General features: G+C 65.0%; 20 protein-coding genes and 4 pseudogenes. 11 read left to right on the top strand and 13 right to left on the bottom strand.

From position 1 onward, the window contains the following. Positions 1-72 precede the first annotated feature (72 nt). Positions 73-1218: an amidohydrolase family protein gene (locus CLG85_RS13895; protein WP_260349136.1), complete on the top strand. Its 1146-nt coding sequence runs from the start codon at positions 73-75 to the stop codon at positions 1216-1218. 99 nt (positions 1219-1317) lie between these two features. Here the strand turns inward: CLG85_RS13895 and CLG85_RS13890 are convergent, their stop codons facing one another. Beyond that, on the bottom strand, positions 1318-3651 hold the full coding sequence (locus tag CLG85_RS13890) for a sulfatase family protein (RefSeq protein WP_095882046.1): 2334 nt from the start codon (positions 3649-3651) through the stop codon (positions 1318-1320). A gap of 157 nt (positions 3652-3808) precedes the next feature. On the opposite strand from CLG85_RS13890, the gene CLG85_RS13885 reads away from it, so the two are divergent. Then, positions 3809-4513, top strand: coding sequence for a Crp/Fnr family transcriptional regulator (locus tag CLG85_RS13885; protein WP_095882045.1), 705 nt, complete (start codon positions 3809-3811; stop codon positions 4511-4513). 405 nt (positions 4514-4918) lie between these two features. Here CLG85_RS13885 and CLG85_RS13880 read toward each other — a convergent pair. Continuing rightward, a pseudogene (locus CLG85_RS13880) lies at positions 4919-5941 on the bottom strand (DDE-type integrase/transposase/recombinase); the annotation flags it as partial. 636 nt (positions 5942-6577) lie between these two features. Further along, positions 6578-6997, bottom strand: a pseudogene (locus CLG85_RS13875) (substrate-binding domain-containing protein); the annotation flags it as partial. A gap of 264 nt (positions 6998-7261) precedes the next feature. On the opposite strand from CLG85_RS13875, the gene CLG85_RS27750 reads away from it, so the two are divergent. Next, positions 7262-7498 carry a substrate-binding domain-containing protein gene (locus tag CLG85_RS27750; RefSeq protein WP_095882041.1) on the top strand — a complete coding sequence of 79 codons (237 nt, stop codon included), beginning with the start codon at positions 7262-7264 and terminating at the stop codon, positions 7496-7498. A gap of 21 nt (positions 7499-7519) precedes the next feature. Here CLG85_RS27750 and CLG85_RS13870 read toward each other — a convergent pair whose 3' ends face one another. Next, positions 7520-8743, bottom strand: coding sequence for an MFS transporter (locus CLG85_RS13870; RefSeq protein ID WP_095882040.1), 1224 nt, complete (start codon positions 8741-8743; stop codon positions 7520-7522). Between the two features lie 618 nt (positions 8744-9361). Between CLG85_RS13870 and CLG85_RS13865 the strand changes: the two genes are divergently transcribed. Further along, positions 9362-10471 (top strand): mandelate racemase/muconate lactonizing enzyme family protein, encoded by a 1110-nt coding sequence (locus CLG85_RS13865; RefSeq protein WP_095882039.1) that lies wholly within the window; start codon positions 9362-9364, stop codon positions 10469-10471. 6 nt (positions 10472-10477) lie between these two features. After that, a pseudogene (locus tag CLG85_RS13860) lies at positions 10478-10605 on the top strand (IS3 family transposase); the annotation flags it as partial. Between the two features lie 34 nt (positions 10606-10639). Here the strand turns inward: CLG85_RS13860 and CLG85_RS13855 are convergent. Further along, the gene (locus CLG85_RS13855; protein WP_235865377.1) at positions 10640-11563 is read right to left on the bottom strand and encodes a LysR family transcriptional regulator; all 924 of its coding nucleotides are present in this window, start codon (positions 11561-11563) and stop codon (positions 10640-10642) included. Positions 11564-11617: 54 nt separating this feature from the next. Here CLG85_RS13855 and CLG85_RS13850 point away from each other — a divergent pair, with 54 nt between their 5' ends. Next, a complete protein-coding gene (locus CLG85_RS13850; protein WP_095882037.1) occupies positions 11618-12796 on the top strand; it encodes an MFS transporter in 1179 nt (392 codons plus the stop codon). Between the two features lie 11 nt (positions 12797-12807). After that, the gene (locus CLG85_RS13845; protein ID WP_095882036.1) at positions 12808-13632 is read left to right on the top strand and encodes an aldo/keto reductase; all 825 of its coding nucleotides are present in this window, start codon (positions 12808-12810) and stop codon (positions 13630-13632) included. Positions 13633-13788: 156 nt separating this feature from the next. Here CLG85_RS13845 and CLG85_RS13840 read toward each other — a convergent pair. Further along, positions 13789-13923, bottom strand: a pseudogene (locus CLG85_RS13840) (VOC family protein); the annotation flags it as partial. Then, positions 13895-14338 carry an SDR family NAD(P)-dependent oxidoreductase gene (locus tag CLG85_RS13835; protein ID WP_235865376.1) on the bottom strand — a complete coding sequence of 148 codons (444 nt, stop codon included), beginning with the start codon at positions 14336-14338 and terminating at the stop codon, positions 13895-13897. The pseudogene CLG85_RS13840 and the gene CLG85_RS13835, both read right to left, overlap by 29 nt. Positions 14339-14383: 45 nt before the next feature. On the opposite strand from CLG85_RS13835, the gene CLG85_RS13830 reads away from it, so the two are divergent. After that, positions 14384-14677 carry a winged helix-turn-helix transcriptional regulator gene (locus CLG85_RS13830; protein ID WP_095882035.1) on the top strand — a complete coding sequence of 98 codons (294 nt, stop codon included), beginning with the start codon at positions 14384-14386 and terminating at the stop codon, positions 14675-14677. Between the two features lie 285 nt (positions 14678-14962). On the opposite strand, the gene CLG85_RS13825 is transcribed toward CLG85_RS13830, so the two are convergent. Together CLG85_RS13825 and CLG85_RS13820 are read right to left on the bottom strand one after the other, a co-directional pair. Continuing rightward, positions 14963-15418, bottom strand: a complete 456-nt coding sequence (locus CLG85_RS13825) for a hypothetical protein (RefSeq protein ID WP_260349116.1) — start codon at positions 15416-15418, stop codon at positions 14963-14965. Further along, entirely contained in the window at positions 15405-16409 is a 1005-nt protein-coding gene (locus CLG85_RS13820; protein WP_260349115.1) for a hypothetical protein, read from the bottom strand. The genes CLG85_RS13825 and CLG85_RS13820 overlap by 14 nt, the downstream gene beginning before the upstream one ends. Positions 16410-16614: 205 nt before the next feature. Here CLG85_RS13820 and CLG85_RS13815 point away from each other — a divergent pair, with 205 nt between their 5' ends. Together CLG85_RS13815 and CLG85_RS13810 are read left to right on the top strand one after the other, a co-directional pair. Next, entirely contained in the window at positions 16615-16956 is a 342-nt protein-coding gene (locus tag CLG85_RS13815) for a hypothetical protein (protein WP_095882033.1), read from the top strand. A gap of 52 nt (positions 16957-17008) precedes the next feature. Next, positions 17009-18514, top strand: a complete 1506-nt coding sequence (locus CLG85_RS13810) for a multicopper oxidase family protein (RefSeq protein ID WP_095882032.1) — start codon at positions 17009-17011, stop codon at positions 18512-18514. A 66-nt stretch (positions 18515-18580) separates the two neighbouring features. On the opposite strand, the gene CLG85_RS13805 is transcribed toward CLG85_RS13810, so the two are convergent. The 3 genes from CLG85_RS13805 to CLG85_RS13795 all read right to left on the bottom strand — a co-directional run bounded on the left by CLG85_RS13805 (position 18581) and on the right by CLG85_RS13795 (position 23415). After that, positions 18581-19963, bottom strand: coding sequence for a multicopper oxidase family protein (locus CLG85_RS13805; RefSeq protein ID WP_095882031.1), 1383 nt, complete (start codon positions 19961-19963; stop codon positions 18581-18583). A gap of 1 nt (position 19964) precedes the next feature. Beyond that, positions 19965-20387: a c-type cytochrome gene (locus CLG85_RS13800; RefSeq protein WP_260349113.1), complete on the bottom strand. Its 423-nt coding sequence runs from the start codon at positions 20385-20387 to the stop codon at positions 19965-19967. 556 nt (positions 20388-20943) lie between these two features. Continuing rightward, on the bottom strand, positions 20944-23415 hold the full coding sequence (locus tag CLG85_RS13795) for a heavy metal translocating P-type ATPase (protein ID WP_260349112.1): 2472 nt from the start codon (positions 23413-23415) through the stop codon (positions 20944-20946). Positions 23416-23750: 335 nt separating this feature from the next. Here CLG85_RS13795 and CLG85_RS13790 point away from each other — a divergent pair, with 335 nt between their 5' ends. Next, entirely contained in the window at positions 23751-24053 is a 303-nt protein-coding gene (locus CLG85_RS13790) for an SHOCT domain-containing protein (protein WP_235865351.1), read from the top strand. 55 nt (positions 24054-24108) lie between these two features. Here CLG85_RS13790 and CLG85_RS13785 read toward each other — a convergent pair whose 3' ends face one another. After that, complete coding sequence (locus CLG85_RS13785) at positions 24109-24306, bottom strand: heavy-metal-associated domain-containing protein (protein ID WP_095881636.1); 198 nt, start codon at positions 24304-24306, stop codon at positions 24109-24111. Between the last annotated feature and the right edge of the window lie 192 nt (positions 24307-24498).

Here is a 24498-nt window from a genome sequence, read left to right as displayed (position 1 = left end):
CCAGTTGGTGGTCTTGTAGGTCGGCTTCGGAGGTCTGCTCATGCTGCCCGGCTAGCATGCTGGATTCACGAGATGAATCCCCTAGATTTGCGCAACAACGCCAACGAGATCCTGAAGGTGATCGACGAAGGCCTCGCCGCCGGTGCCATCGGGATGGGATCGACCCTGGGCTACATGCGCGACGGCGTCTCCGCCCGCGAGGTGTTCGAGATTCAGCGCACCGCCGGAAACTACGGCCGCCCCTCCGCCTTCCATTTCCGCTACACCCCGGGCACCGACACGCAGGAATCCAACGGCATCCAGGAGATGCTGGCCAATGCCGCAGCCCTCGGCGCGCCCGCCATCGCCTGCCACTTCAACAACCCCGGCTACAACCTCGTCCACGAGCTGCTCACCCGGATGCGCGAGCGCGGGATGAACGTGTGGGGCGAACTCTACCCCTATATCGCGGGCTCGACCGCGCTCAACGCCGTGTTCCTTGAGCCCGAGGTCTGGGTCGACCAGCTCGGCTACAAGTACGAGGAGACCATCCAGGACGCGCTGACCGGCGAATTCTACACGCAGGAAACCCGTGCCGAGATGATCCAGAAGGAGCCGGCGCGGCTGGTGCAGGTCTACAAGATGCCGCCCGAGGCCGTCGTCGACTGGCTGAAGATGCCGGGGGTGGCGATCGCTTCGGACACAATGCCGATCGCCGGAGATGGGTTCTCCTGGGACACCCCCTATGAGGACTTGCCGAACAGCCACCCGCGTGGCGCCGGCAGCTTCGCGAAAGCGCTTCGAATGGGCCGCGAGAACGGCATCCCGCTCATGCAGTCCCTGGCCCAGACCAGCTGGAACTCGGCCCGCCCGCTGAGCGAGCTGGGCCTGACGGCGATGCAGGAGCGCGGCCGGATGCAGGAAGGCATGGTTGCCGACATCACGATCTTCGATCCGGAGACGATCACGGACAACGCCACCTACGCGCAAGGAACGCTGCCCTCGAGCGGGATCCCCTTCGTGATCGTGAACGGCACCGTGGTGGTCGACGACTCCGAGGTGCTGAAGGACGTAAATCCCGGCCAGCCGATCCGTTTCGAGCCGCAGGAGAGCAAGCTGGAGCCGCTGGAACTCGCGACCTGGACCCAGACCTACTACGACGTTCCCCAGGACTTCGGCGGGGGCGTCCCCGGCACCCAGCCGCAGTACGACAAGCGCGTCATCCGCTGCTGCGAGTAGTGGGGTCGTTTTCACCTGAGATCGGGTGACCGGGCGGCAATCGCCCAATCCTGCCGTTCGCCGCGGCGCAGCGAACGGCATTGCCTGAGAACTTCGCGGTCACTTAACCTCGACGACCACGCTCTCGATCCCACCGGTGAACTTGAAAGGCGCCTTGTAGGCCGTCGTCACGGGTTGCCCGCTGTCTTCTCCGATGCCGAAGGTGTCGATACCGAAGCGACCCGCGACGGTCGAGTCCATGGTGCCTGTGGCAACCTCGGTGCCGTCGACGGAAAGCGTGATCTCGGCGCCCTTGCCGGCCTCCCCCTCAGCTCCGAGGTAGGCGAAGTCGAGGGTGATCTCGGAGGCACCCTCGGGAAGCGGTTCGGCGCCCTTCACCACAGTATGTGCTTCGAAGAGGTTGTAGTCGAACACGGGAACCCCGGCGTCGAGATAGAGAACGAGGCCGGCGGCGACACCGCCGAAGCCCATGATCACACCCTCGGTCTTCGGGCCTTCCGTCTCGATCTTGGCTGTCAGCGTCCAGGAAGTGTTTTTCATCGGCGGAGCGGCGGGCTCGGGGATGCGGATGGCCCCTGCAGAGTAGCTGAAAGTCTTGTTGCCCTTCACCGTGCCGGGCACCGGCGGCTTCGGAATGCTGAGCCTGCCCGCGCCGCGGTCGTCCAGAGGCAGAACGCCGTATTTTTCGAAAGCGTCGTCCAGCATCGCCTTCAACTCCGCCAGCTTCTCGGGGTTCTCGGCGGCAAGGTCGTTGGCTTCCGAGAAGTCCTCGTCAAGGTTGTAGAGTTCCCACTTGTCCTGATCCCAGTTGCCGGGCGCCAGGTCCTGCCGCCACGGCAAGGTGTGCTGCGCGTTGGCTTTCCACCCGTCGGCATACATCGAGCGGTTGGAGAGCACTTCGAAATACTGCTGGGTGCGCCCCATATAACTGGCGTCGGCGAAGCTGGCGAGGAAGCTCTCGCCCTCGAGCGGCTTCTGGTCGATTCCGTTGACGGTATCAGGCATGGGGATATGTGCCGCCTCGAGGATGGTCGGCACCACGTCCACGAGGTGGAGGAAGGCAGTGCGCGGCGCGTCGTCATGCTGGATTTTCGCGGGCCAGCTGATCACCATTGGGTTGCGCGTGCCGCCAAGGTGAGAGGCCACCTGCTTGACCCACTGGAAGGGCGTGTTGCCCGCCCACGCCCAGCCGACCGGATAGTGCGGTTCGGACTCCGGCCCGCCCAGCTTGTCGAGATTGGCGATAATGTCCTCGATCTCGCTGGGGATTCCGTTGAGGTTCATGATCTCGTTGAGCGTGCCGTCTGGCCCGCCTTCGGAGGACGCGCCGTTGTCGCCGACGATGTAGACCACCATGGTGTTCTCGGCGTCTGGCAGCTCCTTGACCGCATCAAGCAGCCTCCCGACCTCGTGGTCGGTGAAGGCGAAATAGCCGGCGAAATTCTCGAAGAGCGCGTTGTAGACGTCCTTTTGGTCATCGTTCAGCGTGTCCCACGCGGGCACCCAGTCGGGGCGCGGCGTCAACTCGGTGCCCTCGGGGACGATGCCCAACTCCAGTTGGCGGGCAAAGACCTGATTGCGGTACTCCTCCCAGCCCATGTCAAAGGCGCCGTCGAATTGTTGGCGCCACTCGGCGGTGACATGGTGCGGCGCGTGCATGGCGCCGGGGGCAAAATACATGAAGAACGGCTTTTCCGGGGCGACCGACTTCGAGAACTTCATTCTCGCAATGGCGCGGTCCGTCATGTCGGTCATGAAGTGGTAACCTTCTTCCGGCGTCTTGTCGGGTTCTACCGGTACGGTGTTCTCGAAGAGCACCGGATAGTATTGGTGCGTTTCTCCGGAATTGAAGCCATAGAAATACTCAAAGCCCATGCCTGTCGGCCAGCGGTCAAAGGGACCGGCGACGGTCTGCTCCCAGTCAGGGGTGTTGTGGTTCTTGCCAAACCACCAGGTGGCATAGCCGTTGTCCTTGAGGATTTCGGCGATGGTCGCGGTCTCCTTCGGCAGCATGGTCGAGTAGCTCGGAAAGCCCGTCGCCCACTCCATGAGGAAACCGTTGCCCGCGCTGTGGTGGTTGCGCCCGGTAAGCAGCGCCGCGCGCGAAGGGCCGCAGATGGCAGTCGTGTGGAAACGAGTAAAGCGCAACCCCTCATCGGCGAGCTGGTCAAGCGCCGGGGTCGGGATCAGCCCGCCGAAGGTCGAGGTCTGGCCGAAGCCCACGTCGTCGAGGAGGATGACGATGACGTTGGGCGCGTCATCGGGCGCAGCGACCGGATCCTGCCAGTCGGGCTCGGAGTCTTCGTAGGTCTCGCCGATGGTGCCTTCAAAAGGAGCGAGCGGAACCGGCAGTTTGCTGCGGTCAGGCCAGTCCTGGGCCTGGGCATGGCTGGCAAGCATCAGGACGGCAACCGTAATGAAAAATCTGTTCATGTCAGTACCTTTTCATCAAATTTGCGCATCAGACGATGGGTGTCTCAAATGGTTCGGATCAAATTTCCAAACGTGGTTCGCCCTGCGTCACCGCAATTGATTAACATGGCCCCCGAAAATAACTTGCTCAGTATTGTGCATTGGTTGGGGATTCTTCATGACAAAAGGCGAGTTGGAGGCGATTTTCCACCGGCGCGGATGGCTGGCCGCGCAGCCTGAGCCGTTCCGTAACGCTTGGATGGAAGTGGCGGAATTCCGTGGGATCTCGCGCGGAGACCGGCTCTATTCGCTGGGTGACCCGCCCGGCGGCGTCTACGGCATCGCCGAGGGCTTTGCCGACGTGCTGGTTGCCTCGGGCTACGAGGCGCCCGTGCTCGGCCATATCGCCCGCCCGGGCTGGTGGGTGGGAGAAGGGGCTGCGGTCACCGGCTCTCCCCGTCGCGTCGAAATCCGAGCCCGGACCGACCTCAGCGTCTGTTATGTCTCGCTGCAGCGCCTCGAAGACCTGGAAGAAGTCTTTCCGAACATGTGGCGCTTTCTCGGGCAGTTGACCGTGCTCCATCTCGACAACGCGCTCATGTATGCAGCTTCGCTGCTCAAGGGGAATGCCCGGACCAAGATCGCCAGCACGCTCGTGCGGCTTGCCGGTCCTGAAATGCTGTTTGATGCCGAGATCTCAATCCCCTGCTCGCAACAGGACCTTGGTGAGATGGCCGGCCTGTCGCGAAACAGCATCGGGCCTGCTTTTCGTGACCTCGGGCGCGACGGGTTGATCCGGCGCGGGACCTATGGCTCGATCACCTACAACCCGATGCAGATCTCGAGAATGATGGAAGCCGGACTGAGCCGCGGCTCGAGATGATCGCCCGAGCGCCGGTCATCGGATCGAGCAAGCCATGCCTCTACGCCTTTTGCGCTTTGCCTGACGGACGGCGACGGGCCTTTTGCGTTGAAAACCTTGGCTTGCCTGAAAGGCCGACCGCTTGTTCAAACCGGCGGCGGAGCCAGCAGGTGCGGGAACTTGGAGACGGCAACGGCGTCAGCGGCTGATCCTTCATCGGGCTCGCGGCAAATGGAGCATCCCCGACGAACAGGTTGCCATGAAGACCGTACGGCAGCCCTTGGGGAACTCGGGGCAACAGGTCGTCTGGCGAGGGCAGTTCGGCATTTCAATGCGATCACCTCGATCGGTGCGTGTCCGTCATCAAATGATTTGGGATCCGGAATGCTCTGACGGTCAGGAGGGTCTGGCTCGCTCCGTTCGAGGTTAGGCCGCTTGAGTTCGGTTGAGCAAGCGGCGCTGGCGGATGGTGTCGGCCTTGATCCTCCTTCGTTCGGCCAAGATGGCTTTGGCACGATCGAAGTAGACGTCGGCCGGGGTGACGCTTCCGAGGCTCTCATGGGCGCGTTGATGGTTGTAGTGGTCGACAAAGGTCTCGATCGCGGCCTCAAGTGCGCCGGGGAGGTAGTGGTTCTCCAGCAGGATGCGGTTCTTCGGGGTCTGGTGCCAGCGTTCGATCTTGCCCTGCGTTTGCGGATGGTTGGGGGCCCCGCGCACATGTTCCATCTGCTTGTCCTCCAGCCAGGTTGCGAGATCGCCCGCGATGTAGGACGAGCCGTCGCCAATGGTGCTCAAACCAGTGGCGCACCTATTGGCAACTCGCTGAGAGGCCGTGGTCGGTGGAGCACCGTCGGCTGGTCGCAGCCGGACGCCTCCAGCGCGAGATGGAGCGTGTCACTCGACCATTGTTCTTGAACCAATGGCGAACAAGGTCTCGTCTTCTTCGGCCCGCATGGTCGTGCAGAGCTTCCAGGCGATCACATATCGGCTGAAATCGTCCAGGATGGTGCTCAGATAGTACCAACCCCAACCGACCACCTTCAGGTACGTGAAGTCGGTCTGACAGAGTTGGTTTGGCCGGCTCGTCTTATCGCGGAACTCGTCCGCAGCCTTGACCACGATGAAGGCAGGGCTCGGGATCAGGTCGTGTGCCTTGAGGATGCGATACACCGAAGCCTCTGAGACAAAGTACTTCTTCGTATCTGTGAAGCGTACCGCAAGCTCCCGTGGAGAGAGTTCGGGCTCCTCCAGCGCCAAGCCGACCACATCCTGCCGGACATCATCAGGGATGCGGTTCCAGAACCGGCCCGGATGGGGTCGGCGATCCTCGAGACCGGCCTCGCCAAGGGATGGGTATCGGTCGTACCAACGATAGAAGGTTGTCTTCGGAATACCGAACATCTCCAGCGTGCGCGCCGCGCCCACGCCGCTGCCCTTGCGCAGGCTGATCGAGACGTCTTGCGCAGCGTCTTCCCAGCCGAAAGTCTCGAGCCGCAAGATTTCCGCGGCGTCATCGCGCGCCGGAGGCTTGGGCGGGAACAGGACGTCGATCTTCTGGCCCCCCATCTTGTCGATGATCGCCGGACAACCAGAGGCACCATTATCGAAGGTCTCGACGCGGCGGCCATTATGGAAGACCGAGATCCTGTCGGCCAGCGACTCGATCTCGTGTAACCGGTGGGAGAAGAAGAGCACGCCAACGCCGCGCGTGCTTTCCGCGCGGAGGAGCTCGAAGGCCTTCTGCACGACGGCGGCGTTCAGCGCCGAGGTCGCCTCGTCCAGAACGAGAAGCCGCGGGTTTCGGGTCAGGGCCTTGGCAATTTCAACCTGCTGGCGTTCCGCAAGGTCGAGGTCGGTAACGAGGGAGCACAACGAGATGCGGACGCCGCCGATCTGCGACAGCACCTCGCAGGCGCGGGAGGTTGCGCCCTTGGGCAGGCGGCCAAGGCGCTTCCGGGCGTGCCCAGCAGGAGGTTTTCGCGCTCCGTCAGGTCGGGTACGAGCGACAGCTCCCTGAACACGGAGCCCGACCTCCGCGGAGACCGCATCGCACGGGGAGGGCAGGAGGGTCTCGCTGCCATCAACCTAGAGGACACCCTCGCTCGGCCGGTTGTCGCCGGACATGATCGTCATCAGCGTCGATTTTCCGGCGCCGTTCTCGCCGAGCGCGCCCATCGGCACGATCGGGTGGCCCGCGGCCTGCATCGCATTGACGGTTCCGAGCGAGCCGTGCCGCGACTCCACCGCATCGAATTGGCCATGGGTGGCGAGCGTGTCAGAGGCGACCTTCTGGCTGCTCCCGGTATCCCAGTTGCTCACGAGTTCGACGATCTCGAGGCTGCCTACCTTGTCGAGAACACTCGTCATCCCTGCGCGACGGTCGCGGTCGGTGGCATTGCCGGGCAGGCCGTTGACCATGAGGAACTTCTGGGCCTTGCTGCCGAGCAGGTCCATCACGGTCTGAGCCTTGAGCCAGCCGAGTTCAAGCTGGTTTTCGCTGATCTGAACGACCTTGTCGGTGTCGCCCCAACATGGAAGACATCGCGGCTCTGGCCCGGGTCATGCACATCGACGGCGACCCGATCTCCACGGCCTTGGGCCTGTCCCTGCGGGAGGCCGGGCGCGAGACGGTCCGATACATGTTGTCGAAGGCCCACCGGCGTTTTGCCTATATCGGGAGCCAGTGCGGAGAGGACCTTCGGCCCGTCTGGCCTCCGCGGACCGGCCCCAGGCGATCTACTATTCGAACGATGATCTCGCGGCAGGGGCATCATCCATTGCCTCGCCAAAGGCATTGCGATCCCAACCGAGCTTGCCCTTGCCGGGTTCAACGGCCTGTCCTTCCTCGAGGCGCGTCCGATCCGCCTGACGACGATCGAAACACCGCGCCTTGAAAGAGGCCGCCGAGCCGCTCTTCTCTTGATCGAGGAGGGAGAGCTTGAGACGGCGGAACAGCCCCAGCGCGTCGACCTGGGCTTCAGATTGATGGGAGGCGAGACCTGTTGACGCAGGTGATAGCGCCGGAAGTCAGTCTCGCTCCTCGCGCTGTCGGGAAAGTAGCCGGCCGATGGTAAAGCTGGTGCGCGGCGCGTAGACGTAGGGTGTGCGGCGCGCTGCCGGGCGCGCGCTCATGCGGATTAGGCCGAAGATCACCAGCACGAGGTGTCCCGCACCAATCAGTGCGAAGAGCGAGGCAGGGCCGAAGGCCGCCATCAAGAGTGCGGCACCGTAAGGCGCGGCAATGGCGCCGACCGCGTACCAGAACATGAGCGCGGCAGAGAGCTCCACCCGCTCGGAACTGTCGGCGAAGTCATGGGCATGGGCCGCAGAAACTGAGTAGATCGGGTAGGTCACCACGCCGAAAACCGCGGCCATGGCCATGACTCCGGCGGGGGAGAGCCCGGTGAAGGTGGCCGTGGCCGCCGAGACGAGGATCGAGGCGACCGAAAGCCAGATCAGCACTGTGCGCCGGTCGAAACGGTCGGCCAGCCAGCCGACGGGATATTGGGCGGCCGCGCCGCCGGCGATGTAGGCGGCAAGAAAGAGGCCGATCTGATCAGGCTGCAGGCCCACGCCCGCGCCGTAGATCGGTCCCACCATGCGAAAGCTGGCACCCGAGAGCGCCGAAACAATGACCCCCGCCACGGCCAGCGGCGATCGCGCTCCGGCAAGACCTGGCCGCAGGCGCGGTGTGGCAGGCGTGGTCGGTTGCGCTCGGCGCGTCAGGGTGATCGGCAGCATGGCGGTGCAGCACAGCAGCGCCAGCAGGTTGTAGCTGACGTAATGCGCCGGTTCGAGCACGCCGATCAGCATCTGCGCCACCAGCGCCGCGCCCATGTCGGCCATCCGGTAGGCGGCCATGGCGCGGCCGCGGGTCTCGTTGGTCACTTCGGCCTGCAACCAGGCCTCGATCACCGTGTAGGCACCGGCAACCGACAGGCCTGTGGCCATGCGGAAGATTGCCCAAGCCTCGGGAGTTGTCAGCAGTGGGTGGGCGACGAGCCCGATGACCCCGGCGGCGGTGAATGCGGCATAGGCGCGGCTGTGTCCGACCGACCCCATCAGCCGCGGCGCCCACCAGCAACCGATGAAAAACCCGACGAAATGTGCCGAGCCGAGAATGCCGATTTCGGCGGTGGTGAAATGCAGCGCGAAGCCAGAGAGCGCGTCCAGCGGGCCGACGCCGCCGGAGGAAAGCTGCTGCAGGATGACGGAAAGGAAGAGGGCGGCGAAGGAAAGTGGTAGGCGCATGGGTCGGTTAGGCACAGATACGCAAGGCGCTGTCGCGGCAAGAAGCGACGGCTCGATGTCGTTTTCGGGCCCCTTGTGGCAATGCCAATTCTCCGCGGGGTCAGCCTTGTGCGACTGCCGTTCCCCTGCGTCGATCGGTTCACCATGCGCAGGGCGTTCGCCTGGATCAATTCTGCGGGGCTGTGCTCCGCTTGAACTGCAGCTTTCGAGGAACGAACTCAGCGGAGCCGGGCCCGCCTCTTGCGGCTTGCGGCCCGTCGCGCAGCCACGCTGGAGTTTCACGAGCCACCGAGCGCATTGTGGCCCTGCGGCCCCACCTTTCCGACTGCCCTTGCTTCGGCGCAACAGCGCTGCCGAACCAAGCTGTCTGCAGCGTCAAGCTCGGCGCACTCGCATCCGTCGTGCTCCAAAGCGTGCCGAGCATGAGCACAAGGAGAGCGAAGGTATCCGGTAGATGCTATCCGCTCGGAAATGAAAAGTCGGACGTTGGGTCTTTAGAGAGCGCTGTCGGCGGAGGGCAACATCTAGAGCGTCGAGGAGGCGCCTGAGCAATATCTTGACCCACTGTGTCCGCGCGCTGCAACATCCCATCGTTGGAGTCGCAACCCCGGGGGAAACATGGCGAAGATCGAGCGCGTCGAGATATTCATGGCGAACCTGCTTCCGAAGGTGAAGCGCACGGACGCGATTCAGAGCTTCGTGAGCCAGGAAACGCCCTTCGTCCGGATCACGGATGCCGACGGTGCAAGCGGGCTCGGCTATTCCTACACGATCGGGCAGGGCGGACCCGCGATCATCTCGCTTCTGCGCGAGACACTGGTTCCCCGGCTGATCGGACAGGAGGCCGAGGCGATCGAGCGCATCTGGCGCGACCTGCTGTTTTCGACCCATGCAACCAGCGTCGGGGCGATCACGTCGCTTGCGCTGGCGGCGGTGGACACGGCGCTTTGGGACCTGCGCTGCAAGCGGGCGGGGCAGCCGCTTTGGCGTATGTTGGGAGGGGCGAAAGACAGCGTTCCGATGTACACGACCGAAGGCGGCTGGCTGCATATCGAGACAGAGGACCTTGTCGCCGATGCGCTTTCGGCGCAGGCCGCTGGGTTTGCGGGCAGCAAGGTGAAAATCGGGCGCCCGCACCTGAGCGAAGACCGGGAGCGGCTTGCGGCTGTCCGCGAAGCTGTCGGTCCCGGGTTCGAGATCATGGTGGACGCCAACCAGTCCTTCAATCTCGCCGAGGCGACCCGGCGCGCGAAGGTGCTCGAGCCGCTCGACATCGCCTGGTTCGAAGAGCCGATGCCGGCGGACGACGTTGCCTCACACGCGGTCCTGTCGGCGCGCACATCCGTGCCGGTCGCTGTCGGCGAGAGCATGTATTCGCTCAGCCAGTTCAAGGACTACCTCGTCGGAAATGCGGCGAGCATCGTGCAAGTGGACGTCGCGCGCATCGGAGGGATCACGCCCTGGATGAAGGTGGCCCACATGGCCGAGGCGCACAATGTGCCGGTCTGTCCGCACTTCCTGATGGAGCTGCACGTAAGCCTTGTCTGCGCGATCCCGAATGCGCCGTGGCTGGAATACATCCCGCAGCTGGAGGATCTGACCAAGGCGCCCATGCGGATGGAGAACGGTCGGGCCTACCCGAGCGACAGCCCCGGTCTCGGGATCGATTGGGACGAGGAGAGGCTTGCCGCGTCGCGGGTAAAGGGGCTCGATTTCACCGCAAGCTAGACGCGCATTGGCGCCCAGATTCCGCAGCAGGCGCGCCGCGCCCTTGAGCAAGCTGGGTGCTCCGCGCCCGGCGCGCTTGAGCCAAACGGGGAACCACTCCCCCCCCAAGTCCAACCTGCAGACTTTCGCCATGATCGAAGGACCCGCAGTGAGCAGGCGATTGCCCGGTCACAGGGCGATTTTAGTGCCAATCCAGTCGAGGAAGACCGCCAACCGCCGGAGCCCGGAAATTCGGGTCAGGTAGAGCGCCGTAATTTCCAGGGGTGCTGCAATCAATTGACCGGTGAACAGCGGGACAAGGCGACCCGCCGCGATGTCTTCGCCGACCATGAACTCTGAGAGCCTGGCGATGCCCATGCCGCCAAGGATGAGGCTACGCACGGCCTCGCCGTTCTCTGCCTGGACCGATGCTGGAACGACAACCGGTGCCTCGAGCCCCTCGAACCGCAGGGTGTTGATGTGTTGCGGCGCGGTGAAGCGGACCTGCCGCAGGCGCGCAAGGTCCTCGGGACGGTCCGGCCAACCCGCGCGGTCCAGATAGGCCGGGGCCGCCACCAGCTGCCAGGGCGTTCTGCCGAGCGGCCGTTGAAGCAACTCGCTGTCGGGCAGGGGGCCAAACCGGATGGCGACATCCGCATGACTGTCGATCAGGTCGACAGGCCGATCCGTCATGTCGAGCGTCACCTGAACATCCGGGAAAAGCGCGTGAAATTCGGCCAGGTGCGGGGCGATCACATGTAGCGTGAAAGCCACCGGCGCATTCACCCGTAGGGGCCCGCGCGGGGCACGTCCCCGGTCCGCGAGGTCCGCCAGGGCCTCTGTGCGTGTGACGATATCTTGCGCCGCGACCAGCAGATCCCGTCCTTCTGGCGTCAACTCGATCGCTCTGGTGCTGCGGCGCAGGAGCATGACGCCTAAGAGCTCTTCGAGGCGACTGACAGTCCGGCTGAGCGTCGACGGTGCGACGCCAAGGTGCCGCCCTGCCTCGGCAAAGCCTCCAGCCTCGATCACCGCGACGAAGGCGGCGAGTTCTCGGGTTTGGGGTAATTCGTGCACTTTGCGCAACGATCCTTTGCGAACCTGCCTGTTCACGCAAAAGCCTAGTGGAGCCATCTTGCCGGCGAAAGTCGAAACAGGAGACCTCTCATGCCCCTAGCCCTCTGGGCGCTAACCATCAGCGCTTTTGCCGTCGGGACCACCGAATTTGTGATCGTCGGCCTCATTCCAACCATTGCCGCGGATCTTGGCGTGTCCCTGCCGTCGGCCGGGCTTCTGGTCAGCGTCTATGCGCTTGGCGTGACCATCGGTGCGCCGGTGCTGACCGCGCTCGCCGGGCGCGTTCCGCGCAAGACCCTGCTGCTGGCCCTGCTGACGTTGTTCATCGCCGGCAACGCATTTGCCGCCTTCGCCCCCGGATACAACAGCCTGCTCGCCGCGCGCTTTCTTACGGGGCTTGCGCATGGCGTCTTCTTCGCCATCGCCTCGACCATTGCCACCAATCTCGTGGACCGCGCCAAGGAAAGTTCGGCCATCGCGCTGGTCTTTCTAGGGCTGACCGTCGCCCTTGTGACCGGCGTACCGCTTGGCACCTGGATCGGCCAAATCTTTGGATGGCAATCGGTTTTCCTCGGAGTGGTCCTGCTTGGTGTGATCGGGCTGTTCGCTTCGGCGGCTCTGGTGCCTTCAAACCTGCGGCAGGGCTCGGCGCCGTGCCTGCGGGCGCAGGCACGGGTACTGACCGCGCCGCGGCTGCTGCTGGTCTACCTGATCACCGCAATTGGCTATGGCGGCAACTTCATTGCCTTCACATATCTCGCGCCCATGCTGACTGACGTGACCGAACTTGGCCCTGGGGCGGTGAGCCTCGTGATCCTGCTCTACGGTGCCTCCGTCGCGGTGGGCAATATCCTGGGCGGCAAATTGGCGGACCGCGTGGGCGCGGTGCCAGCGCTGACGCTGATCTTCAGCGGGCTGGCAGTGGTGCTGCTGGGGCTTGGGCTGGTGCTGACCTCGCCCGTGGCGACCATCGTCGTGATCGCGGTTTGGGGTGGGTTTGCCTTTGCCAACGTTCCGCCGCTTCAGGTCTACACCGTGCGGATCGCCCGGGATGTGGCGCCGGACGCCATCGACGTGGCCTCGGGTCTCAACATCGGTGCCTTCAACCTGGGCATCGCCCTTGGCGCATGGTTTGGCGGCGTGACCGTCGAAGGCATCGGCCTAGCTGCCACCCCTTTCCTCGGCGCTGCCGTCGTTGCCTTCGGCGTGCTGCTGACCCGGCTGTCCGGTCGTCTCGACCGCACCGCTTCCCCTGTCCCTGCTGAATGAAAGGACCCCTCATGACCATACGCAAAATCGGCCCCGCCGGCATCCCCTCGCTTGGTCTCGGCACCTTCCGCATGAACCCGGGCGAGGCGCGACAGATGACCGCTGCGGCCTTGGCCGAGGGATATCGCCACATCGACACCGCTCAGGCCTACGGGAACGAGGTGGAGGTGGGCGAGGGGCTGCGGGCCTCGCCCGTGCCACGCAGCGACGTTTTCGTCACCACGAAGATCCTGCCAAAGGACTTTGCCGCGGGCGATTTCCGCAAGGCGACGGAGACTTCGCTGAGGGCCCTCGACACCGACTACATCGACCTGCTGTTGCTGCACTGGCCCTCGAAGGAGGTGCCGCTTTCCGAGACACTGCCCGTGCTGGACGCGCTGATCGCGGAGGGCAAGGTGCGCTTTGGGGGTGTCTCGAATTTCACCATCCCGATGCTGCAGGAGGCCCAGGAGGTTCTGAGCACGCCGCTTGCGGCAAATCAGGTCGAGATGCATCCGTTCATCGACCAGGCAAGGCTGCAGGCGTTCCTGAAGGGGAGGGGCGTCCCGCTTGAGGCCTATGCGCCGCTGGCGCAAGGCAAGGTGATGGACGAGCCCGAACTGGCCGAGATCGCCGAGGCCCACGGGGCCAGCGCGGCCGCGATCGCCCTGGCGTGGCTGCTGCACAAGCCCGGGACGGTGGCTCTGCCGAAAACCGCAAAGGTCGCGCGTCTGTCTGGCAACCTCGCAGCGTCCGAGATCACCCTGAGCGATGAGGAGGTCGCGCGGATCGATGCGCTGGCAGGCCCGAACGGACGCATTGTCTCTCCCGAAGGGCTGGCGCCCGACTGGGACTGACACGTCGCGTTGCTGCCAAGTCCGGCCCGACATGGTCGGGTCGGACGGTCACCCCGTAGCGCGGGCCCTCTGCGGACATCTGCCTGTCGGACCAACGCGGCGACGCGGCTTCGCCAGGCGGATCGTCACTTTCCTGCGCCGCGACGGCCGGCACGCTCACGCAGGGCCCTGGAAGACCGCTTCAACGTTGTTTCCGGCCGGGTCGATGACAAAGGCGGCATAGTAAGCGTCATGATACTTCGGGCGTACGCCCGGTGCGCCGTTATCTCTTCCGCCAGCAGCCAGGGGTGCCGGGCGACACGGTGTTCACCGTCACCCGCTCGGCCGCCACGGCCTTGGCCATGGAGGCGATCATCGCCAGCATCGCTGCCTTGGCAGCAGAATAATCGGGGTTTCCGACGGGCGGCATCAGTCCGGCGAGACTGGAGATGTTGATGATCCGTCCCCACCCGGCTCGGCGCATCTGCGGCAACACGGACTTTGTCATCCGCATGGCGGCAAGCACGTTCACCTCATAACTCGATGCCCATGCCGAGGCTTCAGTCGAGCTCCAGTCCGAGGTGCCACCCGAGCCGCCTGCATTGTTGACAAGGATGTCTATCTCGCCGACGGCGCGCGCCTCGGTCAACAGCGCATCGACCCCCGCGCCGATGCCCTCGCTGCAGCCGGTCACCAAGGCGATCCTGCCGTCAAGAAGTAGATCCATGTTCGGGCTCTGTCTATGTTGAGCCCGTGATGTAGAAGCGATCGGATGGATCCCGCAAGAACGCACAAAAAGGTGCCTGTGCCCGATCTGGACCGCAGCGCCTGTCTGGGACCGGATGGCGCGGTGGCCCAAGTGACCCGCTGCCTGAAGATGATCAGCGGGCGATGGAAACTGCCGATCCTGTTCCGCCTCTATGCCGACGGGCTGATCCGGCGAACGGACTTTGGCGAAAAGCCTCCTCGCGTGGAGTACCGCCTGACTGACCGTGGCGCAGCATTGATGCCGGTGCTGCTGGCAGCTCGCCAGTTCGCTGAGGATCACGAGCAAGCCAGCGAATGATGCTGGGGCTTCTCGCGCTGATCGCATGTCGTCTGCGCCGCTTCTGCTTGGCGCTGCTTTCCGAAGGGGCCGGGGGCGGTTACAGCATCAAGCTCGCGTAAATTCCCTCCTACCGTTGCCTTTGCTGGAATGGGCGTTGTCGACATGCTGAACTGCAGCGCGCTGGCTTGGCGCGGCAGAGTGGCGGCTGCCCACCGATCAGTAATACCACTGCCGTCGAGGCCCTCTTCCTCATGACCACGCCGCCTTTGGACAAAGCGCTTGGGCTTTCCTTCACCTCAGCGGCTACAGGACCGCCCGGGCAATGCGGAGCATCTGGAGGAGCTCGTATTCCGAGTCTTTCAACTGCACGAGCTGACCGTTCAGCACGGCGTAATTGTCACCGGCACCGAGGTGCGGCAAACGGTAGAGGTCGATCATTTCATCCTGCGTGAGGGCTGCCGTGGGCGCGATCCGCGCACCATCCGTCAGGTCTTCAACCTGTGCCAGTTCGTTTACCAAGAGCAGCGACCTGTAATCGTCCTGGTCGAGCAGGACCGGCATGCCATCGATCAACCCATACCGCTGGCCATGCGGCGCGGGATCGAGGCCGAAGAGCGTTGCGATCTGGTCCGACCGAAGCAGGAGACGCTCGGGATCCGGCTCGCCATCGAAATCGGAGCCGAGCCAGTCGTTGCGATGCTCGCGCCAGAGCTCGTCGTACCCATCCTGATCGTAGGAGGCCCACTCATCGTAGGTCACCCCTTTCTTGGCCAGACCCGGCGGCACGCAGGGGGGGATCCTTCTTGGCGAGGCCCGGCGGGCAATTGCTGTAGGCAATGAGCTCATCTTTGGGAATGTCCGCGACGAGCAGCTGCGGAGTCGCCAAGGCGAGCGCGGTCGCCCCCGCGAGACGTGCCATGTCGCGGCCGGCGGGAGCGGGTGTAGAAACGAGGCGGCGCGTGAGGTCTTCGCGCTCTGCCGAGGTGAAGGCGGGGCGGCCGCTGGCGCCTTTGCGGTTCCCATTTGATCCATGCGTGGCACCTTTGCCATTGGCCCCCGGCGGCGGTCCCCCTGCATGATCGGGCTTGCCGTTGCCAGCTTGAGCATGTCCCTTGCCGGTTTTGCCATGTCCATTTCCTGCCTCGGCCTTGCCGTGACCGGAGGTGCCCTTCCCGGCTTTGCCATGGCCCTTCTTGAACAGCTTCTTGCCATTGCCGCCGTGACCGTTGCCATTTCCGTTGCCTTTGGCGAGCCAGACTTGTTCAGCACCGGTCGAGCCCGTGGCACCGGCTTTGGTGGCGATCGGAGCAGCACAAAGGGATGTCGAAGACAAGGTGAGCGCCAAGGCGCTTCCGAGAAGAAACCTATTCATGTCAAACGCCTTTCTATTTGAGCGCTCAACGCGGCGATCCTGCGCTGCGTTCCCCCCCGGTATCGGCAAGATCGAAAGCAGACCTTTCAAACTGAGGAATATTTCGCTGCAGTCGTGAGGCGCAACGCAGGCCTCCGGCGAGGGCCGCCTGACGGTGATTTGGACGGGTTGCAAAATCCGACCTGATACCCTTGGCCCGTCTCTCGTCCGTGTTGGATGGACGATGATCGCTTTCCCTTCGGGGCTGCGCGTATGGATCGCAGGCGGATCGCCGACATCCGGCGCCGCCAGCGCTTGCTTGAAGCGGTGGCGCATCCAGTGGCGACTATGAACACCTTGGCTCTGACGGGTCAGCACGGAGTTGGGTGCGATCCGCATACGGGCAAGACTTCGGCTGCCACGGCCACAGAGGCGACCTGGCAAGATTGCTTTGGCACGATTGGGCGATCTAGCGTGGCTTCTGGACTTGCAGCGGGTGATCTGCACGGTTTGCGCGGGTTGCCGCGCCGGCTTTACCCTCATGTCGCGAACGTGATCTGACGCCGACCCGCGTTGCGCGTAGCTTCGCGCCATGACACGGCTCGTGCTTCGTCTGCTTCTGCTGACCCTGCTCGGGGTCTGGACCGCGCTGCCGACCGGGCCGGTGCGCGCGATGGCATTCGGTGCGTTCCACTGCGATCACCACGCAAGCATCGAGGCGCACCCGGGGCACGCCGCGCAGCAAGACGCCGCCGGGCATGGAGAGATGGACCACAAGAGCCATGCGCAGATGTGCGAGGCACATTGCCTTCCGCTGGACGCGGCCTGCATAGGTGATCTTTCCGGCCCCGGCAAGGCGCAGGTCTCGCGGGTCGTGGCCTCGCTCACCGATGTCTCCTTGTCTTCCAGAGACTTCGCACCGTCTTCACCGCCGCCAAAACGCTGATCTCCTCGGCACTCTGTCCCGCCCTGCGACACCTTAATTTCCGGAGATCATCATGACCCGATATTCCCGCCGCGGCTTTCTTGCCGCTTCCGCCGCCGTGTCCGGTTCGCTGCTCCTGCCCGCCAGGGCGCGGGCGGCGTCGGACCGGTTCTCGCTCACCGCAAGCACCCGCACCATCGAGGTGAACGGCCGCGCCGCCACCGTCATGGGGCTGACCAATGGCGCGGGAGGGCAGGGGCTCACCCTCGATCCGGGCCAGCGTTTCGCCGTCGATCTGGCCAATGGTCTCGACGTCGAGACGATCATCCACTGGCACGGACAGATCCCGCCCAACGCGCTGGATGGCGCGCCCAATACCAACCCGATGCTGAAGGTCGGCGAGCGCCGCGCCTACGATTTCACGCCCCGCACGGGCACCTTCTGGATGCACAGCCATATCCCGCAGCAGGAGATCGCCATGCTCGCGGCCCCGCTGATCGTGCGAAGCCCCGAGGAGATAGCCGCCGACCGACAGGAAGTGGTGATGTTCCTACATGACTTCAGCTTCAAATCCCCCGAAGAGGTGCTCGCCGAGACCTCTGGCAGCACCGGTGGGCACCATGGCGAGGCGCATGCGCCAGCCCCGATGGACCATGGCGCCATGCACCACGGCGAGGCCAAAGCCCCGACGGGCGGAATGTCAGGCATGGGCAAGATGCAGGGGATGGCGGGGATGGGCAGCATGTCCGGCATGCCGATGGATCTCAACGATTTCGACTTTGATGCGTATCTCGCCAACGATCGCACCCTCGACGATCCGGAGGTCGTGACGGTCGAGCGCAATGGCAGAATACGCATGCGGATCATCAACGGCTCGTCGATGACCGCCTACTGGATCGACACCGTGGGACTGCAGGCTCGGTTGGTCGCGGTGGACGGGGACGCCGTCGAGCCGCTGACCGGCACGCGCTTCCCAATCGCCTCGGGCCAGCGCATGGAGATCGACCTCGACATGCCCGGGGACGGGGTGGCCCGGCCGGTCCTTGCCCTGCGGGAAGGGGCGCACGAGCAGACCGGCCTCATTCTCGCGCCGGAGGGTGCCGCGGTGCCGCGCCTGCCCACCCGTGCCGAAACCGAGACCCCGCCCGTCGCGGGCGACATGCGGCAGGAGCTTGCCCTGCGCGCCGCCTCGCCGCTTGCGGTCCGGGAACCGGATGTGCGGCAGATGGTGATGCTCGGCGGCACGATGAACCCCTATGTCTGGACAATCAACGGGGCGGTCTGGGAGGATCACATGCCGATCGCGGTACCCCAAGGTGCGCGGGTCGAGATGATGTTTCACAACATGTCGATGATGGCGCATCCGATGCATCTTCACGGCCATGTCTTCCAAGTCGTCGCAATCGGGGATCAGCCCGTGCAGGGCGCGCTGCGAGACACGGTCTTCGTGCCGGCGATGGGCTCGGTCACGGTCGCCTTCGACGCAGGTGAGGCGGCCCGCTGGATGATGCACTGCCACCACATGGGGCACTTGGCGAAAGGCATGATGACTGAGCTTCAGGTACGGGCCACGGCCTGACCAGCGGTGCCGGCGGCGCGAAGGAACCCCGCACCGCCGGTCCGTCATACTGTCTGCGAGGGGGGCTTAGTCCACCTCGATCCAGTTCGTCATCCCCGAGGCCGCGTGACCAAGCATGTGACAATGCAGCAGCCATTTGCCCGGGTTGTCGGCGACAAAGGCGATCTCCGCGCCTTCCTGCGGCCTGACGAGCAGCGTGTCGCGCATCGGACCCTGGGTGCCATCCGCGGCGACCGTGCGGAAATGCATGCCGTGAAGATGCATCGCGTGCGGGAAAACTGTGTCGTTAACCAGCCGGATACGCGCGGTTTCCCCCCGCACGTAGCGGGCAAAGGGCGCGTCTCCAAGTCCCACCTGGCCCGCCAGCGCCCAGAACTGACCGCGCTGCACCAGCTGTTGGAAATCCAAGTCCTGTCCCTTGAACCGGCCCGAGGCCATGCCGCGCATCGCGCCACCCTCCATCCGCATTTCGCGGATTTCCGCATCGGCGAGCCCAGTCACCGCCATGCGTGGGTTCGGCGGCAGAGGGGCAGGCGCCCCGCGCGCGGTGCGGCTCGTCCGGCCGGTCACCACCACCTCGGCCAGCGCCTGCCAGCTGTCATCATCGGCGTAGCTGAGCAGCGCGGCGGGCCTGCCCTCCTCGGCAGTGACGTCGACAATCAGATCGACGCGCTGCGCCGGGGCAAGGATGATCTCGGCGCTCACCGGCTCGGGCTGCGCCAGCGGCATGCCATCAAGCGCCACGGTCCAGCCCGTCATCCCCTCGAGCCGCAACACGAAGATCCGGGCATTGGCGGCGTTGATCAGCCGAAGACGCAGGCGCTCGTTGTGGTGCGCGTCGAGCGAAAAGTCGTACCGGCCGTTGATCCCCAGAAGATTGCCCATGCGCCCTGCGTGGCTGCGCATCATCGGGTTTCCGAAGTCCCCGGCGAAGCTGCCGGTCTCCGGGTCGAGCAGCCAGTCGTCGAGCATCAACACCTCGTCGCGATCGACATCGGGCGGCGCGCTTTCCTCGACGATCAGCGGGCCGGAGAGGCCGCGCGCAACCTGCTCCATTGAATTGGTATGCGCGTGGTACCAATAGGTTCCGGCATCCGGCAGATCGAACGCATAGTCGAAGCTCGCGCCCGGCGGCACGGCGTCCTGCGTCAGCCCGGCCACGCCGTCCATTGCATTGTCGATGCGGATGCCGTGCCAATGTACCGAGGTCGGTACCTCCAGATCGTTGACCAGGCGCCGGATCAAGCGGCTTCCCTGTTGCAAGCGGATTTGGGGTCCCGGAAGCAAGCCGTCATAGCTCCAGACCTCGGTTGCCGGGTAGCCCTCCGGGGCGAGCTGGACGGTGGCCGCGCGCGCCGTCAGGAGGGGCGACTCCGCCTTTGCCCAAGCGTGCCGTGTCAGCGGAGCCGCGGCGAGTCCGGCGCAGAAAGCGCGTCGTGTGAAGCTCATCTCAGTCGATCCCGTTTGCGCGTTGCAGCTCTCGGACATAGGCGATGATCGTCTTCACCTCGGCCTGGGTCAGCTGGGGCTGCGGCGGCATGTTCCCGAATTTCCAGTGGTGTGCCCGGACACCCTGCTGCGCGGCGACAAGAAAGGCCATGTCGCCATGATGCGACGGCTCGTAGAGCTTGTGAACCAGCGGCGGACCGAAGCCCATCTTGCCGGCGGCGTTCTCACCGTGGCAGGCCGCGCAGACAGCATCGAAGGCGTTTTTGCCCAGTTCCCCCTGTTGCGAGAGCGTGTCCGGCAGCGTGACCGCCACAAAGGCAGCGCCCTCTTGAGGAGCGGAAGCTTCGGGCGTGACGGGCCAGACGGCGTAGCCGACGGCCCCAGCACAGGCGGCACCAAGCGCGGGAATGAGGAATTTCTTCATGTTCAAGTCCTGACGGGAGGCCGGCTTCACCGGCCCGTATAGCTGGAATGCCGGACGTGGCCCGGCGGCTTCAATCGCGTCAGGCGCGCGGTGGCGGGGGGTCTACGGACGTGCGGATCGAACTGCCGCAGGTCGCCTCCGGGAGGCCGACGGACTGGGCTTTGGCCAGGGGAAGGCAAAGGTCATGCAGCAAAGGTGTTTCGGCGCTGGTGCAGCAGCCAGAGGCATGCGCGCAGACCCCGTCCGAATGTGACAGCCTCCCGCTTTCCGTCTCGCAGCAGCTGCCATGCGTCAGCGGAGAAGGGCTTCCAGCCAGCGCCATGAGCGGCCCGGCGAAGATCGCCACGAGCAGAATGATGAGCCAAGCGAAACGCAAGTGACCTCCTTTGATGCGGACTTATTGCCGGGGTTCGTCAACACAGTCAGACGCGCGGCCGAAATGGCCGTCCGGAAGGGCTGGAGCCCTTCTGGACAGCGCGTTGTTCTGGAACGACCTCACCCAAATTCATGATTTTGCGGGAGCGGCAACCAGAGCGCGCAGATCCGAAGGCCGGCCTCACAGCTTCACCCCCCGCAGCCGTAGCGCATTGCCAATCACCGAAAGCGACGACAGGCTCATCGCCGCCGCCGCAACGATGGGTGAGAGCAGGATGCCAAAGAGCGGGTAAAGGATGCCCGCCGCCAGCGGAATCCCCGCCGTGTTGTAGACAAAGGCGAAGAAGAGGTTCTGGCGGATGTTTCGCATTGTCGCCTCGGCGAGGTGTCGCGCCCGCACGATGCCGCCGAGATCGCCCTTGACCAGCGTGATGCCCGCGCTCTCCATCGCCACGTCCGCGCCGGTGCCCATGGCGATGCCGACATCGGCGGCGGCCAGCGCCGGCGCGTCGTTCACCCCATCGCCGGCCATGGCGACCGAGAGCCCTTGCTTGCGCAACCGCTCGACGAGGGCGTGCTTCTCCTCGGGGCTGACCCCGGCATGCACCTCGTCGATGCCCAGATCTTTCGCGACGGCTTCTGCCGTGGCTTCGGCGTCGCCGGTGGCCATGACGATGCGCAGCCCGGCCGCATGCAGGGCGCGGATCGCCTCGGGGGTACTTTCCTTCACCCGGTCGGCCACGGCCACCAGCCCGGCGGCGCGCCCGTCCACGGCGACGAACATCGCGGTCTTGCCTTCGCGCTGGAGTGCGCTGGCCCGGTCCTTGAGAGGGCCGAGGTCCAGGCCCTCATCCGCCATCAGCGCCGCGTTGCCGAGCGCCACGCGCTGGCCGCCGATGCGACCGGTCACGCCCTTGCCGGTGACCGCCTCGAAGTCGCTGGCCTCGCGCTCCGGCGCCCCGGCCTTGCGCGCGCCGGCGGTGATCGCCTCGGCCAGCGGGTGCTCGGAGCCGCGCTCCAGCGCGGCGGCGAAGGCGAGCAATTCGGACTTCTCAATGCCCTCCGCGGGCTCGGCGTCGGTCAGCGTCGGCTTGCCCTCGGTCAACGTGCCGGTCTTGTCGACCACCAGCACATCCACCTTCGAGAACCGCTCCAACGCCTCGGCGTCGCGGATCAGCACGCCCGCCTGCGCGCCGCGCCCGGTGGCCACCATGATCGACATGGGCGTCGCGAGGCCAAGCGCGCAGGGGCAGGCGATGATCAGCACCGAGACCGCCGCGACGAAGGCGTAGGAGAGCGCCGGGGACGGTCCGAAGACCACCCATGCAAGGAAGGCCAGCACCGCCACCGCGACCACGGCGGGCACGAACCACGCCGCCACCCGGTCGGCCATCGCCTGAATCGGCGCGCGCGAGCGCTGCGCCTTGGAGACCATCTCGACGATGCGCGACAGGGTGGTTTCGGAGCCGACGCTCTCGGCCCGCATCAGGAAACTGCCGGTCTTGTTGAGCGTGCCGCCGGTGACCGGCGCGCCTTCGGTCTTCTCGACCGGCAGCGGCTCGCCGGTGATCATGCTCTCGTCGACCGACGAACGCCCCTCGGTCACCACGCCATCCACCGGCACGCTCTCGCCGGGGCGCACACGCAAGATGTCGCCCGAGGCGACCTCGTCCAGCGGCACATCCTCCTCGGTACCATCCTTCACCCGCCGCGCGGTCTTCGGTGCGAGGTCCAAGAGCGAGCGGATGGCGTCGCCGGTGCGCTCGCGCGCCGCCAGCTCCATGACCTGCCCGACCAGCACCAGCACGAGGATCACCGCCGCCGCCTCGAAATAGACCGGCGTCATGCCCATGCCGTCGCGCATCGCCGCCGGGAAGAGCCCCGGCGCCAGCAGCGAGACCAACGAGAAGACATAGGCCGCCCCGGTGCCGAGCGCGATCAGCGTCCACATGTTGGGCGCGCGGTTGACGATCGAGGCCCAGCCTCGCTTGAAGAACGGCCAGCAGAGGATCACCACGGGCGTCGCCAGCGCGAACTGCACCCAGCCGAAGCGGCCGTGCCCGATCCAGTCGGCAAAGGGAAGGCCGACATGCGCGCCCATCTCGAGCAGGAAGACCAGCGCCGCGAGCGGGGCTGCGATCTTCAGCCGGCGTTTCATGTCGAGGTATTCAGGGTTGGGGCCGCTCTCCGCCGAGGGCATCAGCGGCTCCAGAGCCATGCCGCAGATCGGACAGTCGCCGGGCGCATCGCGGATGATCTCGGGGTGCATCGGGCAGGTGTATTTCGTGCCTTCGGGCATCTTCTGCGGGCCGGGAGTGGTCCCGAGATAGGCTGCGGGGTCGGCCTCGAATTTCGACTGGCAGCGCGCCGAGCAGAAGTAATGCTTTGCATCCTCGTGCTTGAGCATGTGCGCCGCGCTGGAGCGGTCAACCTTCATGCCGCAGACGGGATCGGTGGCGGTGAGATAAGCCTCCGGATCGGCGTTGAACTTCTCGCGGCAACCTTCGGAGCAGAAGTGGAAGAGGTGCCCGCCGTACTCGAGGCTGGGTTTGCCCGCCGCAGGATCCACGGTCATGCCGCAGACCGGATCGCGGGTGACCTCCGACGCCGCGCCATGGGGCGCTGCGCCCTGCGAGTCGTGAGCCTGGGTCATGGGAACCTCCGGTCGTCGTGGTCAGTGTCCCGCTACAAATGAGGCTTCCAGTGGGGGGAAGGTCAAGACGTTCCGGCAAGGTGCCGCCATGGGCGAGAGACGCGCTCGTGGCGTACATTATAGCTGCGGAGGACTGCGGGAGGGCCGAAATCGTTTGCGGGCGGCGGTCGTCCGGGCGTTGGGATGGAGGCTGCCTGAAGCCAAATTCCTGGAGAGACCGCATAGGCCTCACGAAGCCGGGATCGGATGTGTTGGCGCATTTGCGCAGCGTCAATGCCGAGAGGCAGGGTTGGTGGGAGACTCGAGAGTCGGGGAACCAGCTTTGGGAGGCCGGCGTGAAACGTCTTCTGTTCACAACAATGCTCCTCGCCACGCCTGCGATGGCGGACTTGGAGGGGGACGGTCACATGATGGACTGGGGTTTCGGCCACGGCGTGACGATGGTCTTCGGCCCGGTCCTGTGGCTGATCGTGCTCGGTGTCGTGGTTGTCGGGGTGCTCTGGTTCGTCCGAAAGAACGAGCTGGGAGGTGCCTCGAAAGGCCATCAGGCTTCGCTCGCGGAACTCGACATGCGCCTCGCGCGGGGCGAGATCGAGCCCGAGGAATACGCTGCCCGGAAGAAGCTGCTGGCGGGCTGACGGGGTACGGTCCGGGAGTGTCAGAAGCGGACCCCGGTCAGCGGAAAGCCCGGTATCAGCCCGGCACCGCCGCGTAGCCCGCGACCTTCAGCGACTGCAGGATCGCGTCCTCGTCGCTTGCGCCGGTGATGGAGATGGTTTTCGACGGCAGATCGCAGGCGACCTTTGCCATGGGCTCGGTCGCCGCGACGGTGTCCTTGATCGTGGCCACGCAGTGACCGCAGCTCATGTCTTCGACCCTGTAGAGGCTCATCGCGTATTCCTTTTCTGCTGTGCGACGGTAGAGGTAGGAGCTTCCCGCGCTGGAAGGTCAAGAGCGGTCCGCGGGGCTTTCTGTTGACGCCGATCCCGCTCATGACAACTTATGCGGGACTCTATTTTCCGTGGTTTCAACCCAGACCCGACAAGACGAATGTTTTGCCGTCTCAAGCCTATAGGCGTATAG

This window comes from Alloyangia mangrovi (assembly GCF_002300555.2).
In the GTDB taxonomy this organism is placed as follows: domain Bacteria; phylum Pseudomonadota; class Alphaproteobacteria; order Rhodobacterales; family Rhodobacteraceae; genus Salipiger; species Salipiger mangrovi.
The sequence above is the reverse complement of the archived record's forward strand: the minus strand, read 5'-3'. Positions and strand labels throughout refer to the sequence as shown.